The organism is Ruminococcus sp. RTP21358st1_G6_RTP21358_211008, from assembly GCF_040908885.1.
GTDB lineage: Bacteria > Bacillota > Clostridia > Lachnospirales > Lachnospiraceae > Blautia_A > Blautia_A faecis.
In genome coordinates, this window is sequence record NZ_JBDGDM010000057.1 from 13,504 (window position 1) to 28,631 (window position 15,128).

Annotated in this window: 15 protein-coding genes; 3 read left to right on the forward strand and 12 right to left on the reverse strand. The window is 43.6% G+C overall.

From position 1 onward, the window contains the following. The first annotated feature begins 103 nt into the window (after window positions 1-103). Window positions 104-973, forward strand: a complete 870-nt coding sequence (locus AB5Z12_RS17730) for a hypothetical protein (RefSeq protein ID WP_252210588.1) — start codon at window positions 104-106, stop codon at window positions 971-973. 269 nt (window positions 974-1,242) lie between these two features. On the opposite strand, the gene AB5Z12_RS17735 is transcribed toward AB5Z12_RS17730, so the two are convergent. The 5 genes from AB5Z12_RS17735 to AB5Z12_RS17755 all read right to left on the reverse strand — a co-directional run bounded on the left by AB5Z12_RS17735 (window position 1,243) and on the right by AB5Z12_RS17755 (window position 4,826). Next, the gene (locus AB5Z12_RS17735; RefSeq protein ID WP_368357075.1) at window positions 1,243-1,674 is read right to left on the reverse strand and encodes a hypothetical protein; all 432 of its coding nucleotides are present in this window, start codon (window positions 1,672-1,674) and stop codon (window positions 1,243-1,245) included. Between the two features lie 306 nt (window positions 1,675-1,980). Then, window positions 1,981-2,667 (reverse strand): RNA polymerase sporulation sigma factor SigE, encoded by a 687-nt coding sequence (sigE, locus tag AB5Z12_RS17740; protein WP_173772878.1) that lies wholly within the window; start codon window positions 2,665-2,667, stop codon window positions 1,981-1,983. A 57-nt stretch (window positions 2,668-2,724) separates the two neighbouring features. After that, window positions 2,725-3,570, reverse strand: a complete 846-nt coding sequence (locus AB5Z12_RS17745) for a sigma-E processing peptidase SpoIIGA (protein WP_173772879.1) — start codon at window positions 3,568-3,570, stop codon at window positions 2,725-2,727. A gap of 250 nt (window positions 3,571-3,820) precedes the next feature. After that, window positions 3,821-4,558, reverse strand: coding sequence for a type I 3-dehydroquinate dehydratase (aroD, locus tag AB5Z12_RS17750; RefSeq protein ID WP_308768490.1), 738 nt, complete (start codon window positions 4,556-4,558; stop codon window positions 3,821-3,823). Next, the gene (locus AB5Z12_RS17755) at window positions 4,443-4,826 is read right to left on the reverse strand and encodes a DUF6783 domain-containing protein (RefSeq protein ID WP_308768491.1); all 384 of its coding nucleotides are present in this window, start codon (window positions 4,824-4,826) and stop codon (window positions 4,443-4,445) included. Before AB5Z12_RS17755 ends, aroD begins: the two co-directional genes overlap by 116 nt. On the opposite strand from AB5Z12_RS17755, the gene AB5Z12_RS17760 reads away from it, so the two are divergent. Further along, window positions 4,746-4,946 (forward strand): DUF6783 domain-containing protein, encoded by a 201-nt coding sequence (locus AB5Z12_RS17760; protein ID WP_306467801.1) that lies wholly within the window; start codon window positions 4,746-4,748, stop codon window positions 4,944-4,946. The genes AB5Z12_RS17755 and AB5Z12_RS17760 overlap by 81 nt on opposite strands. Further along, the gene (locus tag AB5Z12_RS17765) at window positions 4,943-5,812 is read left to right on the forward strand and encodes a shikimate dehydrogenase (protein WP_118578501.1); all 870 of its coding nucleotides are present in this window, start codon (window positions 4,943-4,945) and stop codon (window positions 5,810-5,812) included. Before AB5Z12_RS17760 ends, AB5Z12_RS17765 begins: the two co-directional genes overlap by 4 nt. A gap of 172 nt (window positions 5,813-5,984) precedes the next feature. Here the strand turns inward: AB5Z12_RS17765 and thrS are convergent, their stop codons facing one another. The 7 genes from thrS to AB5Z12_RS17800 form a co-directional block, all read right to left on the reverse strand. Further along, window positions 5,985-7,922, reverse strand: a complete 1,938-nt coding sequence (gene thrS, locus AB5Z12_RS17770; protein ID WP_347709132.1) for a threonine--tRNA ligase — start codon at window positions 7,920-7,922, stop codon at window positions 5,985-5,987. Between the two features lie 494 nt (window positions 7,923-8,416). Further along, on the reverse strand, window positions 8,417-9,163 hold the full coding sequence (locus AB5Z12_RS17775) for a YdcF family protein (protein ID WP_368357074.1): 747 nt from the start codon (window positions 9,161-9,163) through the stop codon (window positions 8,417-8,419). Window positions 9,164-9,370: 207 nt separating this feature from the next. Next, on the reverse strand, window positions 9,371-9,886 hold the full coding sequence (locus AB5Z12_RS17780) for an SEC-C metal-binding domain-containing protein (protein ID WP_118578503.1): 516 nt from the start codon (window positions 9,884-9,886) through the stop codon (window positions 9,371-9,373). Between the two features lie 347 nt (window positions 9,887-10,233). Then, window positions 10,234-11,055: an HAD family phosphatase gene (locus tag AB5Z12_RS17785; RefSeq protein ID WP_118578516.1), complete on the reverse strand. Its 822-nt coding sequence runs from the start codon at window positions 11,053-11,055 to the stop codon at window positions 10,234-10,236. Between the two features lie 250 nt (window positions 11,056-11,305). Continuing rightward, window positions 11,306-12,586 carry an adenylosuccinate synthase gene (locus AB5Z12_RS17790; RefSeq protein ID WP_118578517.1) on the reverse strand — a complete coding sequence of 427 codons (1,281 nt, stop codon included), beginning with the start codon at window positions 12,584-12,586 and terminating at the stop codon, window positions 11,306-11,308. A 60-nt stretch (window positions 12,587-12,646) separates the two neighbouring features. Continuing rightward, entirely contained in the window at window positions 12,647-14,080 is a 1,434-nt protein-coding gene (gene purB / locus AB5Z12_RS17795; protein WP_195391903.1) for an adenylosuccinate lyase, read from the reverse strand. A gap of 196 nt (window positions 14,081-14,276) precedes the next feature. After that, window positions 14,277-15,128: hypothetical protein (locus AB5Z12_RS17800; protein ID WP_368368722.1), on the reverse strand; the 852-nt coding region annotated here is incomplete at its 5' end.

A 15,128-nucleotide genomic window follows, 5' to 3' on the forward strand; every position in this document is an offset into this window, starting at 1 on the left:
CAGAAATCTCATGCTTTTCCCATATAACAGCAGGAGGGTTTCTGAGCAGAATGTAGAGATTTACATTAATAGACCTTCCACCATCTTCATAAGGAGGTCTTCTATGAACAGTGTAGCTTTACCAGTAAACCGAATCTACAAAGATCGGCTTTACAAAATGATCTTTAATGACAAATCAGAATTACTGAAACTTTACAATGCAATTAACGGAACTTACTATGATGATCCCGCAATGCTCACAATTACTACATTGGACAACGCGATTTACATGACTATGGAGAATGATCTTTCTTTTATCATTGATATGCGTTTAGCCCTTTATGAGCAGCAATCCACGGTGAATCCCAATCTGCCTTTACGTTTTCTTATGTACATAGCAGATATTTACTCTGCTTATGTAAAAGACATGAACATTTATAGTTCTAAGAAGCTGCAGATTCCGCTGCCTTCCTTTGTTATCTTTTATAACGGAGTACAGTCTCAACCAGACAGGGCAGAATTTCTTCTTTCAGAATTATTCCATCCCACTAGCAACGAACCTGCACTGGAGTTGAAGGCCGTCATGCTTAACATCAATAAAGGGCATAACCAGGAATTAATGAATGCTTGCCACACACTCAGAGATTACTCTGAATATGTAGCACGCATTCGTACCTATTCTGGTGAAATGCCATTAGCTGACGCAGTTGAGAAAACGATTACCGAGTGTATCCAGGAAAACATCTTGCAGGATTTTCTCCTAAAGAATAGAGCGGAGGCAAAAGCTATGAGTATCTATGAATATGACGAAGAAAAAACAATGCGTATGTTTCGTAAAGAAACATTAGAAGATGGCATTCATGCTGTGATAAAAACTTGCAAAAAATTTAACATTCCCTCAGATGATATTATCCAAAGCCTAATTGCCAATTTTCAGATTTCCGAAAATGAAGCGAAAGAATATCTGGATAAATATACAACACAAAGTTCATAAACGCATGTCAAGTAAGAGGAGGCGGAAAATCCTTCTGACACTTCCTGACGAAAATAACAAATCCGTAACTGTTTTTTCTTTTTAGGATGTCTGTTACGGATTTGTTATTTTTTTAGAATTACCGTTCGAGCTATTTGTCGAATCATGTCGAACTCTTTTTCTTGCAAAGCAGCCCATGAATAATTGTAATTTCATAGTATCCTTGCACAAAACTGGCGGAGGATAAATACTTTCCTTATCTGGAAGCATCTCCCCCGCCGCCTTATTTCCTACAGAAAATCCTTCAGTTTCTCCACATTCTCCTCTTCAAATTCCTGCAGCTGTTCCATCAGCTTTTTGATGTCTTTTTCCACGTCATTTTCGTACTGATGAAGCTTTTTCACGGCTTCGGTAATTCCCATGCTGCTGCCCTGGATCAGCATTTTGGCGATGTGGGAGGTGGAGTCATCGGCCATGGTCTGGAGGTTAACCATAAGGTAGGTGCGGATTTTTTCAAAGGTGCCAAGACCTTTTTCGTCATATCCGCTCCGATTCAGAATATCCCTGGCTTCGTTATGAAACTTCCGATAGCCCTCAATCTGCTTTTCCAGACATGTCTGCAATTTTTCGTCTTCCGTGATCTCAAGCAGCTGCTCCAAGGTGTCTATACCCATCTGGGAATTCTGATACACATAGTTTAGAAATTCTACATCGGCATTCATAAGCGTGTCTCCTTTACTGTAAATCCATTTCTTTACATATGAAATAATAAAACTATCCTCTATGTCTATTGTAGAATTCCCATTTTTGCCGTTATTATTCCAATACACGCCCATATTCTGTCCTTCTTTTCGCTAAGTATAATTTCCAAATCAACCCATAGCCTGCTTGCGCCATTTTGTTATTTTGATAAAGATTCCCTCCAAGCCATGCTTACATGGACAAAGAAGCCACAAATATTTGAAAGGCTGGACAGTATGAACAACAGAAGCAGACCATGCAAAGCCTCAACTTGCAGCTATTCACTTTTACTCATACTTCACAATTTCCTTCTTCAATCTCTTCATGATCCTTTTTTCCAACCTGGAAATATAAGACTGTGAAATTCCCAGAAGGTCCGCCACTTCTTTCTGTGTTTTTTCCCTTCCCTCCTGTCTTCCAAGCCCGAACCGCAGTTTGATAATCGTCTGTTCCCTTGGAGAAAGCTTGGAAATTGCTTTTCCCAGAAGCTTGATTTCCACCTCGTTCTCCAGTCTCTGGGAGATTACATCATCATCCGTTCCCAAAATATCGGAAAGCAAAAGCTCGTTTCCGTCCCAGTCCACATTCAGAGGCTCATCTATGGAAACCTCCATTTTCGTCTTACTATTACGTCTGAGATACATAAGAATTTCGTTTTCAATACATCTGGATGCATACGTAGCCAGCTTAATATTTTTTACCGGGTTAAAAGTATTGATTGCCTTGATCAGCCCAATCGTACCAATGGAGATCAGATCCTCCACACTCACACCTGTATTATCAAACTTTTTGGCTATATAGACCACCAGCCTAAGATTGTGCTCGATCAAGGTAGACTTAGCTTCTTTCTCCTCTGGTGTACCCAGTTTTTCGAGGATCCTCGCTTCTCTTTGTGTTTCCAGTGGCGGCGGCAGAATATCACTTCCACCAATATAATAAACCTCTCCCTGTCTGCCGAGCAGGAATCTGGGCATTACCTGAAATGGATAATACGCTGCACTTGCTGATCTGTTCATGAATAAGTCCCCCTCCTAATGCAAAATTCTGGAATTCAACAGTACCTGGTACTCTTTTCCCAAAGCAGAGGGTTCCACGGCCAGCGCCAGCACCGGATTTGCCACATGAATCACCTCCCTGGGAGTGTGAATACAAAGGTCATCTAACACCACTGCCAACAGCACGCCTTCCTCCCCGATTGTCTTATAGGGCAAAAAGTGCGGATGCAAGTCAGCCGGCTCTGTACCTTCCAGCTCCCCTGGGTTCTCCTTAAGGTGTTTCAGCCTGTCTGCATTTTCCTGCGGAAGCAATGCTTCCAGAACCTCCGGTTTTATAATAAATACCTCCTTCTGGCTGATGGGGTCTACAAGAAAATTTCCTGTATCCCAAAGCCCGAAAAACGGTTGTACATTTCCCCGATAGGACAGGGTAACTGGATAAATATTTTTCCATCTGGCACGGAAAGAATCGCTAAGATAGATCAGTGCACTAAGTCCCATGTAGGCTCCTGCGGCAACAATCAAAAAACGTATGGGTGTCGCCTTTTTTACAGGTGCCGCTTCCATAAGACCTCCCATGAAAAAAGCCATCAGGTAAACAGTCACCAGTGCTTTTACCAGAAGTCCGTTTTTCTTAAGATCCAGTCCAAGAACCAGCATGCCCCAGGCACATCCTCCATGGAGCAGTACCTTTGCAGGAAAAATCATATCCGGCAGTACATATAAAATGAGGCAGGAAAACAGAGCGCCAACGGCTGCCGCCAGCAAAATCCTTCCACGATTTCTTTTTCGCAGGAAAAGCTTTCCTACAATGCAAAGAAGAACGTAATCCATTAAAAGATTCGTCAGAAAGACGATGTCTATGTATACGTCATAATACATAAAAAGCCCCCTGTGGCCTGTCGTCCGTTACCTTTTGCGGTAACGTCAATCCTTAACTTTGGTAAGTGAACCCATTATACGGTCACAGAGGGCGCAGATTTTGTCAAAAAGGGGCGGGAAATCCTAAGAATTTCTCGCCCCAAATCGACAGCATGATCTGCCATTTTTCGTTATTTTGTTCTAAATTAATTCTGTCAATATTATTTTCAATTAAAGCAATTCATTTTTCATGCTTCGTGCAAAATTAATTCTACTGCTTTAATTCGTCTTCTTCATTTTTCTCATGTAAAGCATCCAGAAGACTTCTCAGTTCTCCAATCGGAAACTGTCCCGGTGCAGATGCGGCGCCAACTGTTCCAAAGGTAATGCCAGAGCCGAAGTTCTCTCCGGAAATTCGGGTAATAGAACCAATACTTCCCATTGCCATGGATACCAAAGGCTTTTCGCACTCCTGTCTCATAACATTTGTTGCCTCCATAATTGCTGCCACGTCTTCGAAACCATGAGGCATTACCGCCATTTTCAAAATATCAGCGCCTGATTTTTCCATTTCGCGGAAGCGGTTTAAAAGAACCTCCTGACTGTCTGTTTTGTGGAAATCATGGGAAGAAGCGATCACTTTGACTCCTTCTTTTTGAAGCTCTGCCACCAGCTTTTTCTTCTCTTCCGAATTACTCATAACTTCCACATCAACCAGGTCTGCCTTTTTGCCTTTTGCAATATTTATATTGCAGGCAGCGTAATCCTCCAGAGAAATGGTAATATTTCCGCCTTCCTCACTTGTCCGGATTGTAAAAAGCAGTGGTGTTTCACCAAGAATTTCTGCCAACGCTTCAAGCACATTCTGGCAGGCTTCCGGATTCATCAGTTCTTCAAAGAAATCTGCACGCCATTCCACCAGATCTGCAGCTGCTTTTTTGGCATCCTCTGCTTCCTGGCAGATTTTTTCTCTGGTGGTTCCAGTAAGAGGAACGCAGATTTTCGGGATTCCTGCTCCAATGGTCAGGTTCTTTATCTGAATAGGTTTTGTCATTTCTTGACATCTCCTTTCTCATAGAATAATATATACTTAGTAACGCTTTAATGATTTCCAGTTTTAAACTAAATGAAAGTTCATATTCCAATATCTTAAGGCTGTTCATACTAGAGCGTGTTTGAAAAAGGCTTTCTGCAAGATGTGCGTCACAATTTGTGGGAGATTTCGCTCGGATGAGGGCGCCGTAGCGGGCTACGGCAACCGAATTCGGGTGAAATATACCGCAAAGTGGGGCGTGCAGATTGCGGGAATGATTTTTCAAACACGCTCTACCCCGGATCAGTCACTGCTATTGCCTTGGACTTTCAAAATAATAGAAACTTCAGGAGGTACCTTATGATCCCAATTACCGGTCACACACAGCTTACCGCACTTCTTGGAAGTCCGGTGGCACACAGTATTTCACCACTTATGCACAATGAAGCATTCCATCTTCTTGATCTTGATTACACTTATCTTTGCTTCAATGTAAACGAGGAAAATCTGGAAACTGCTGTCATGGGACTGAAAACTTGCGGAATCCGTGGCTTCAACCTTACCATGCCAAACAAAAACAAGATCGTGGAGCTTCTGGACGAGCTTTCCCCTGCTGCCCGACTGATCGGCGCTGTGAACACCGTAGTCAATGACAATGGACGCCTTACCGGCTATAACACTGACGGTGTAGGATACATGCAGGCTGTCAGAGATGCAGGATATGATGTGATCGGAAAAACCATCACCATCATGGGGGCCGGTGGTGCAGCTACTGCCATCTGTGCACAGGCTGCCCTTGACGGGGTAAAAAAAATCCATATTTTTGCCCGTGAGACCAGTCGTTTCTGGAACCGCACACAGAAGCTGGTGGAAAATATCAACGCCACTCTTCCCTGCCAGGCCATTCTTCACGAAAACAAGGATAAAGAAGAACTGGCACAGGCTATCTCCGAGAGTGCGCTTCTTCTCAATGCCACCTCAGTGGGGATGGCTCCTGATACAGAAGGGTCCATTATTGAAGATACCAGTCTTTATCATCCGGATCTGATCGTGTCAGATGTGATCTACAATCCCCGTGAGACACGATTCTTGCGCGAAGCAAGAGAGGCTGGTTGCCGCACCTTCAACGGTATGTATATGCTGCTTTACCAGGGGGCTGAAGCGTTCCGTCTGTGGACAGGAAAAGAAATGCCAGTGGAGGAAATTAAGGCGAAATACTTTTCCGAATAATGCATTCATCTGCTATAATTCACAAGATTATATATTTTTTCACCTAATCCAGCTATATTTTATAACAATGTTAATATTTTCAAGAAAGGCGCCGCATCTCACAGCAGCGCCTTTCTTTTATATGGAAATCACGTTCCTATTTATTCACTTAAAACTTTTCGGAAAATCCGGCTTATTTCTGCTCTTCCTGAACCTCTACCTTACGATTCTCTCTGCTCTTGATCTCAGCTTTGATAGAAGTAATGAATTCTCCAAGATCCTTCGCACCTTCATCTCCCAGGAAACGGCTTCTTACAGAAACTTTGCCCTCTTCCTCTTCTTTGGCACCAACAACCAGCATATAAGGAATCTTCTGAAGTCTTGCCTCACGGATCTTGTAACCGATTTTCTCAGCACGGGTATCAATTTCGACACGAATACCAGACTCTTTCAGCTCGTTTACAACCTTTTCTGCATAATCCATATATTTATCAGAAATCGGAAGCACTTTCACCTGTACAGGAGCAAGCCATGTTGGGAATGCACCTGCAAAATGCTCGATCAAAATACCGATAAAACGCTCGATGGATCCAAAAGCAACACGGTGGATCATGATCGGACGATGTTTCTCGCCGTCAGCACCAACATATTCACAATTAAAACGGAGCGGAAGCTGAAAATCAAGCTGGATAGTACCACACTGCCAGGTTCTTCCGATGGAGTCCTCAAGATGGAAGTCAATCTTCGGTCCGTAGAACGCTCCGTCTCCCTCATTTACTACATAATTAAGCCCGAGGTCGTCAAGAGCTCCGCGAAGAGCGTCTGTAGCCATCTCCCAGTCCTCATCACTTCCCATGGAATCTTCCGGACGTGTGGAAAGCTCTACGTGATATTTGAAACCAAACAGCTGATATACCTCGTCAATCAGTTTTGCAACCCCTTTGATCTCCTCACGGATCTGCTCCGGCATCATAAAGATATGGGCATCATCCTGTGTAAAGCAGCGTACACGCATAAGTCCGTGAAGCTGTCCGGATTTTTCATGACGATGTACCAGACCAAGCTCACCCATACGAAGCGGCAGATCACGGTAAGAACGTGGTTCTGACTGGTATACAAGAATACCTCCCGGACAGTTCATTGGCTTGATTGCAAAATCCTGATCGTCAATTACAGTTGTATACATATTTTCTTTGTAATGATCCCAGTGTCCGGATGTCTCCCAAAGATGACGTGCCAGCATGATCGGTGTGGAAATCTCAACATATCCTGCTTTCTGATGGATTTCTCTCCAGTAATCAAGAAGAGTATTCTTCAGAACCATTCCCTTAGGAAGGAAGAACGGGAATCCAGGACCTTCGTCGCTCATCATGAACAGACCAAGCTCTTTACCAAGCTTTCTGTGGTCACGTTTCTTCGCCTCTTCCATACGGGTAATATATTCTTCCAGATCTGCTTTCTTTGTGAAAGAAGTTCCGTAGATTCTGGTAAGCATTTTATTCTTCTCGCTTCCTCTCCAGTAAGCACCTGCAATGCTGGTAAGCTTAAATGCTTTTACCGGTTTGGTTGTCATAAGGTGAGGTCCTGCACAAAGGTCAACAAACTCACCCTGCTGATAAAAGCTGATCTCAGCATCTTCTGGAAGATCTTCGATAAGCTCCACTTTATATGGCTCATTTTTCTCTTTGAAGAATGCGATCGCTTCTTCTCTGGATTTGGTAAAACGGGTAATCGGAAGTGCTTCCTTTACCACTTTCTTCATCTCAACTTCGATCTTTGCAAGATCCTCTGTAGTGATCGGGTTCTCGCTGTCAATATCATAATAAAATCCGTCTGCAATAGATGGTCCGATTGCAAGCTTTACATCCGGGTACAGTCTCTTGATTGCCTGTGCCATAATGTGGGATGTGGTGTGACGGAAAGCGCCTTTTCCACCCTCATCCTCAAATGTCAGGATGCTTAACTCGCAGTCCTTGTCAACTACATGTCTAAGGTCAACAACTTCTCCGTCAACCTCTCCTGCACATGCAACTCTTGCAAGGCCTTCGCTGATATCAGCCGCAATGTCGATAACGGATTTTGCTTCTGCGTATTCTTTTTTAGAACCGTCTTTTAATGTGATAATCATGATTCGTGTCTCCTTTTCTTTTTCTGAAACTGTATCCGGCAGGAAACTGTCTGATACGAAAAACGTATGGTAACGTTTGACTGAGCACTGAAAATCAAACATTTTCTGTACTCCCATGCAGGGACGAGACGAGCTGCAGTCTCCAAGGTCACACACAAACGTGGACTTTAACTCATTGCTCGTGAAAAACAAAAGCCCCTTACAATGCTCTCACACTGTAAGGGACGAATATACTCGCGGTTCCACCCTGCTTGCCATAGCATACGTATCTGTAAACCAGGCCACTTATTTGATGGTAACGGAATCACCGGACCGGATTAGGGCCACTCGGAGGTAGTTTTCAACTGTTTCCTGATAAGGCATTTCCAGCCGCCTGCCTCTCTCTGAAACATTCCACAGTTTACTCTTCTCGTCAACGTGTTTTCTTATCACTGTGTCCCATTATAGCCTTGGGTTTTGGGTTTGTCAATAATCTGCAAAATAAAGATGATAAAAAATTAGATATTTCCCCGAAGTTTTTCTTTTACAAGTGCTGCTACTTCCCGCACCACATAATGCACCTGCATAATAGGATCTGATACCGCCGCAATTCCATAAGGATGTTTATATCCCTGCTTTTCCGCCAATTTTACTGCCCGGTACACGTGAAAATTATTTGACAATATTCCCGTATTTTTCTTACTGCACCCGGTAAGCTCATCGGAAAATTTCAGATTTTCTTTCGTGCTTGTAGACTTCTCTTCCAACACCAGCCGCTCCTGTGAAATACCATGCGCTGTCAGATAATTCTCCATACATTTTGCTTCCGTAATATCCTCCCCCAAGCCCTGTCCGCCGGAAAGGATCAGCGTGGTATCTTCATTCTCCCTGGCATATTTCAGTGCCGCCTTCAGACGAAGTTCCAGGGCCTTGGATGGTACATCTCCTTTTACATGAGCGCCTAACACAACTACATAATCCAGGTTCTTTTTCCCGGAAGACTTCATTCCGGAAATCACACAGCTGCAGATAAATCCAAAACAGACAATTCCGATCAGCACAGCCACCATGATCACAGTTCCCAGCCATCCAGGGAAAATTCCCGGATGATTTCTGCCATAGCGGATCAGTACTGCGCCGCCTTCCAGAACCGCTGTAAGCAGTACCCAGAACCAGGCAAAATCAGCTGTAATGCCAGCATATACCACGATCAGCACATAATAAGCCAGGCTTAAAATCCCGGCGCAAAAACAAAATAAACTCAAATTCTCTTCTCTCTTTCTAAATTCAAATCCACTCTGCGTGTTTCACTCATTACTCGCACAAAGCAAACTGATTCATACTTGTAGAACTCATAAATCAACTAATTTTCCTATAAATATACACGAAACGGATTGCCTGGCAGTCATCCACCATTGCAATCCGTCCCCACAGCCGGAATCCACCGGATCCCGGTCTATATTCACATTTTATTATTTGTTTCTACCGCAGCAGAATTTATATTTCTTTCCGCTTCCGCATGGACACGGATCGTTACGTCCGATCTTGTGTGCCTTTACAACAGTACCGGATTTCTTCTGCTCAAGATAAAGCTCTTTACGTTTCTCCGGGGTAAAGATCTTGTCCCATTGTGGAAGATTGTAAAGCCAGTCAGCCTTAGCGTCTACCATGTTCTTGTAAAGAAGCTCTTTGTCAAAACAAAGACTTACGGTAGTATTCTCATCCATAGTCTCGATCGGGTTCTGAACCTTAAGGCTGTCATTGATTCCATCAAGGAAACCAACCATGGTGAGCACTTCCTGATTATATTTCTCAGCCAGCTCTTTAACTGTACCAGTAACTACTTCGTCCGGATTCTCAAGAAGCTGTGCATAAATGTTCTTCTCAATGTTAAAATATTTTGCCCAGAACTGCTGAAGTTTATTACGATCTGCCTGCTGGTCATAGGCAATGGCACGCCACTGCTCTAAAATGGTCTTGTCGCTCATTTCTTATTCCTCTTTTCAACAAAATTTCGTAATTATGCCGTTTTACAGCTGAAATTTATTATACCATCTTTTACTGAAAAACACAAATCTTATTTTTTTTCCAAAATTTTCTTGCAGATTTTCCATAAAATTCATACTATTTTTCTGTAACATATGTATAAAAAGCCAGTGACAGGTTCATACTATGAGTGTTCAGTAAAATGAACCAACAAATTCATTGAACCCCCTTCAATGATGACGCATTACAAAAGATAAGCGAGATTAACTTATATCCTCCCCGAAACGCCCCGGCTTCTGAAGTACTAGCTGAAGCCGGGGCGTTAACTTTCCTGTTTTGCTGTTTTTTTCTATTTTACTCCAAGCTTCTCCAGTTCCTTTGCAGCCTGCTTCAGATCATGGAATTCAATGGCATGAATACCAAGCTTTCTTGCAGCCTCGCAGTTCTCCGGGCGGTCATCCAGGAAAACGCTCTCCTCCGGTTTTAAACCGAATCTGGAAAGAAGTGTCTCATAAATATCAGCCTCCGGTTTGATCTGCTGAACCTCACAGGAGAAAATCACACCATCCATATTTTTCAGAAAAGGCATTTTACCTGGTCTTGTCTGATCCAGCATGAATTGGCTGTAGTTTGACAGAATGTACAGATGATAGCCCTGGCTTTTCAGATAGCTGGTCCAGGTTTCGGCGTAATCCTTAATTCCAATTGTTTTTCCTGATTCTTCGATCACACGCTTTACATCCGCTTCGTACTCGGCCGGAAGTTCTGCGATAAACTGTTTCCGGTATTCTTCTTCAGGAAACAGGCCACGGTCACGCTCATTCCAGATCTGGCTCTTAAAAACCTTCTCAGCAATCAGCTTCTCTTCTTCTGCCGAAAAGTGGAACGCTTTCAGATAGCTTTCCCAATCATAGGAAACCAGAACCTGTCCCACATCAAAAATTATGTTTTTCACTTCGCCTGCGACCTCCTTTTCCTCTTTCTTCAAAAGTTTATAAACCATAAGAAATACATAAGCCAGCACTGGCACCAGAATTACAGTACCTACTGCCGCCTTAAAATTCCCCTGTGCGTTATCGCCGCTGCCAAAAGCAAAGATCATAGGCAGACAGCAAACTGCCAGTAAGACTACCACTCCCAGAATGGCAGCTGCACGTTTAAAATTTTTCATTCTTTATTCCTTTATAAAATCCGTTTTCTTTTTTGTCATCTAGAGCATCGAAAATTAAGTTTCTGCTATATTGGCGCAGCAGATAAAAATCAGACAAGTCAATATGGCAGTTACTTAATATTCGATGTACTAGATACAAGATACGCCGGAGAGAACCTCCGGCGCAGTCACATTTCAATTACCGATCACTCTGTAACCAGTAATGTATTCTTACTTACAAGCGTCTGATACGCAGCCGCTTTTTTCCCAATTATTTATTTCTGTAAATAATATCGTTTCTTCCTGGTCCGTTGGAAACCATGGTGATCGGGTATCCGATCTTCTCCTCGATGAATTCGATGTATTTTCTGCAATTCTCCGGAAGATCCTCATAGTTCTTTATTCCACGGATATCACATTTCCATCCTGGAAGCTTCTCGATCACCGGTTTTGCTTTCTCAAGTCTGGCTGTGGTCGGGAAGTCTGTGGTAATCTCTCCGTCGATATCGTAAGCAACACAAACCGGGATCTCATCCAGATAGCCAAGTACGTCAAGTACTGTAAATGCCACATCTGTAGCACCCTGAAGACGGCAGCCGTATTTAGATGCAACACAGTCATACCATCCCATACGTCTCGGACGTCCAGTGGTAGCACCGTATTCTCCGCCATCACCACCGCGTCTTCTAAGCTCGTCAGCCTCTTCTCCGAAAATCTCGGAAACAAATGCACCGGCACCTACTGCGCTGGAATAAGCCTTGCTTACAACAACAATTTTCTGGATCTCATATGGAGGCACACCTGCTCCGATTGCACCATATGCTGCCAGTGTGGAAGAAGAGGTAACCATTGGGTAAATACCATGGTCAGGGTCTTTCAAAGTTCCAAGCTGTCCCTCAAGAAGGATCTCCTTGCCCTCTTTCAGTGCATTATTCAGATACAAGGAAACGTCGCATACATATGGTGCAACCATTTTCTTGTATTCCATCAGCTCTGCAAAAAGCTCATCAACGTTCAGAAGCGGTTTGTGGTATAAGTGCTCAAGAAGAACGTTCTTAGTTTCACAAACGCTTGCCAGTTTCTCCTTCAGGCGATCCTCGTCAAAAAGCTCATTTACCTGAAAACCGATTTTTGCATATTTGTCAGAATAGAAAGGTGCGATACCGGATTTAGTAGAACCGAAAGATTTGCCTCCCAGACGCTCTTCCTCATACTGGTCAAACAGAATGTGGTACGGCATAACCATCTGTGCTCTGTCAGAGATCAGAATCTTCGGTGCCGGAACACCTTTGCTTACAACCTCATTGTATTCTTTGAAAAATACAGGGATATTCAGTGCAACACCGTTGCCGATCACACTTGTGGTGTGTCCATAAAATACACCTGACGGCAGAGTGTGAAGTGCGAATTTACCATAGTCGTTTACAATGGTATGTCCTGCATTTGCACCACCCTGGAATCTAACGATAATATCAGCTTTCTCAGCGAGCATGTCGGTAATTTTACCCTTACCTTCATCTCCCCAGTTTGCTCCAACTACTGCTTTGATCATAACTCAAATTCCTCCTGTGTCTGATCTGAATTTCATAAAAAAGAAATTAACAACCTTTTATCATACATTAATCTCAGCTGTCATTCCAAGCATTTCCTTGTGGGAATCCAGAACCGGATTTACAACTTTTGCAATAAAGCTTTCGGTCTGCTCTTTGGCACGTCCCACATATTTCTTCGGATCCATGGTCTTCTGAAGCTCTTCCAGGGTCAGGTTAAATGCCGGATCTGCTGCGATCAGCTCAAGAAGGTTGTTGTCCTTACCTTCTACCTTAACATTCCTGCCTGCTTCCATGGAAAGCTCACGGATGCGCTCATGAAGCTCCTGACGGTCTCCACCTGCTTTTACTGCGTCCATCATAATGTTCTCAGTTGCCATAAATGGCAGCTCAGCCATCATGTGTTTCTCGATAACCTTCGGATAAACCACAAGACCATCTACAACATTCAGGCACAGATCCAGGATTCCGTCAATTGCAAGGAAGCCTTCCGGTACGGAAAGACGCTTGTTGGCGGAGTCATCCAGGGTTCTCTCAAACCACTGGGTAGCAGAGGTGATGGCTGGATTCAGGGCATCTACCATCACATATCTGGAAAGGGAAGCAATACGCTCACTTCTCATCGGGTTTCTCTTATAAGCCATAGCGGAAGATCCGATCTGGGATTTCTCAAATGGCTCCTCTACTTCTTTCAGATGCTGAAGAAGACGGATATCGTTTGACATCTTGTGTGCACTTGCTGCAATTCCTGCCAGAACATTGACAACACGGGTATCAACTTTACGGGAATAGGTCTGTCCGGATACCGGATAGCATTCCTTGAATCCCATCTTGGCAGCGATCATCGGATCGATCTTGTCGATGGTCTCCTGGTCTCCTTCAAACAGTTCCAGAAAGCTTGCCTGTGTACCTGTAGTACCTTTAGAACCAAGAAGCTTAATGGTGCCAAGAACATATTCCAGGTCTTCAAGATCCATCATAAATTCCTGTGTCCACAGTGTGGCACGCTTTCCAACGGTAGTTGGCTGTGCAGGCTGGAAATGGGTAAATGCAAGTGTAGGCTGATCTTTATATTTGTCAGCGAACTTGGAAAGCTCTGCAATTACGTTTACCAGTTTCTTCTGAACCAGTTTCAGAGCTTCTGTCATAACAATAATGTCTGTATTATCTCCTACATAACAGGATGTTGCTCCCAGGTGGATGATTCCCTTTGCTTTCGGGCACTGCACACCGTAAGCATATACATGGGACATAACATCGTGACGTACTTCTTTCTCACGAGCCTTGGCAACATCATAATTGATATCGTCTACATGAGCTTTCAGTTCATCGATCTGTTCCTGGGTGATGTTCAGTCCAAGCTCCTTCTCAGTCTCTGCCAGAGCGATCCAGAGTCTTCTCCAGGTGCGGAATTTCATATCCTGTGAAAAAATGTACTGCATTTCCTTGCTGGCATAACGCTCAGACAAAGGGCTTGTATATCTGTCTGTACTCATTCTTTCTCTCCTGTTTCTAAGTAAGTTTTTATCATTTACTTTGCGGATCAACTGTTTTTTCCACATACAAGGGGATTATATAACATCCAAAGATTTTAAGCAAGACCCTGATGGAATTTCGTGTTCACAATTTCACACTCTGAATTCCAAAAAATTTCTTTTTTGCCCTTTATCTTACAGATTTTCTGCCGCACATTTATTTCGTCTGTAGCCATACTTCCATTTCCGTATCCCGTCTCCAGGTTTTTCCGGCAGACGCATAATCCACCATCAGGAAGGTCTCTTCCCCTATGGTGACGTCAAACAGGCACTGATACTTCTTTTTCAAGTCGTAGGATAGTGCTTTTCTTGTATTCTCAATTTTCAAAGGTCTGTTCAGCGCCTCTTCTTTCCGGCAGTCCATAATCGTCCCTTCCTTTTCCTCCAGGCGCTTTTCTCTTGCCAGAACCAGCGGACCATATAGCACAGCCATTCTTCTGGCACTGTCGGCATCCTCCGGATTCTCCATTCCCCACAGGATTCTGGGGTTCATATCCAGATTTAATACAATCTCATCTCCATCTTTCCAGGTCCGCTTTAATGAAAAATATTTCTCTGCTTCCGGAAGAACGGTATCTTCATTATTTTCTGCCGTTCGCACTGTCAGCCTGCATGTCCTGGAAAATTCAGGAATTCGAAGCTCTGTTTCGAACCAGACCTCCTGAGTCATGCTCAGTTTCATGCGAATTTCCCCATTTGCCGGATACTTTGTTTTTATTTCCATTTGTACGGGAACACTGTCGATCAGAAACTCAAGTTTTCCCGGCATATACAGATTCATTCTTACCAGCCTGTCTTGCACTTCTGTCCCAAGAAGCGGGACAAGCGCTGTTCCAGCTGCTCCGATTGCAATGCAACAGCCGCAAAAAGCCTGGTTTTCCTCCATTGCCTTAAATCCTCCCACTGCACGGCCACGTATATTGGAGCTTAATGGACTATAACTGTCAAATGCGGGAATACAGCCATCTTTGTCTGCCGTATAACGGTCATACACCTGCCTGTAATAGGG

Excerpts from the sequence above, each read along its gene's own strand:
- sigE (WP_173772878.1), bottom strand. The coding sequence starts at position 2,667 with ATGCCCAGATTCCTGCTCGGCAGACAGGGAGAGGTTTATTATATTGGT.
- AB5Z12_RS17790 (WP_118578517.1), bottom strand. The coding sequence starts at position 12,586 with ATGATCAAAGCAGTAGTTGGAGCAAACTGGGGAGATGAAGGTAAGGGT.
- AB5Z12_RS17760 (WP_306467801.1), top strand. The coding sequence starts at position 4,746 with ATGTGCGTCACAATTTGTGGGAGATTTCGCTCGGATGAGGGCGCCGTA.
- AB5Z12_RS17730 (WP_252210588.1), top strand. The coding sequence starts at position 104 with ATGAACAGTGTAGCTTTACCAGTAAACCGAATCTACAAAGATCGGCTT.
- AB5Z12_RS17765 (WP_118578501.1), top strand. The coding sequence starts at position 4,943 with ATGATCCCAATTACCGGTCACACACAGCTTACCGCACTTCTTGGAAGT.
- AB5Z12_RS17745 (WP_173772879.1), bottom strand. The coding sequence starts at position 3,570 with ATGTATTATGACGTATACATAGACATCGTCTTTCTGACGAATCTTTTA.
- purB (WP_195391903.1), bottom strand. The coding sequence starts at position 14,080 with ATGAGTACAGACAGATATACAAGCCCTTTGTCTGAGCGTTATGCCAGC.
- AB5Z12_RS17780 (WP_118578503.1), bottom strand. The coding sequence starts at position 9,886 with ATGAGCGACAAGACCATTTTAGAGCAGTGGCGTGCCATTGCCTATGAC.
- AB5Z12_RS17735 (WP_368357075.1), bottom strand. The coding sequence starts at position 1,674 with ATGAATGCCGATGTAGAATTTCTAAACTATGTGTATCAGAATTCCCAG.
- AB5Z12_RS17785 (WP_118578516.1), bottom strand. The coding sequence starts at position 11,055 with ATGAAAAATTTTAAACGTGCAGCTGCCATTCTGGGAGTGGTAGTCTTA.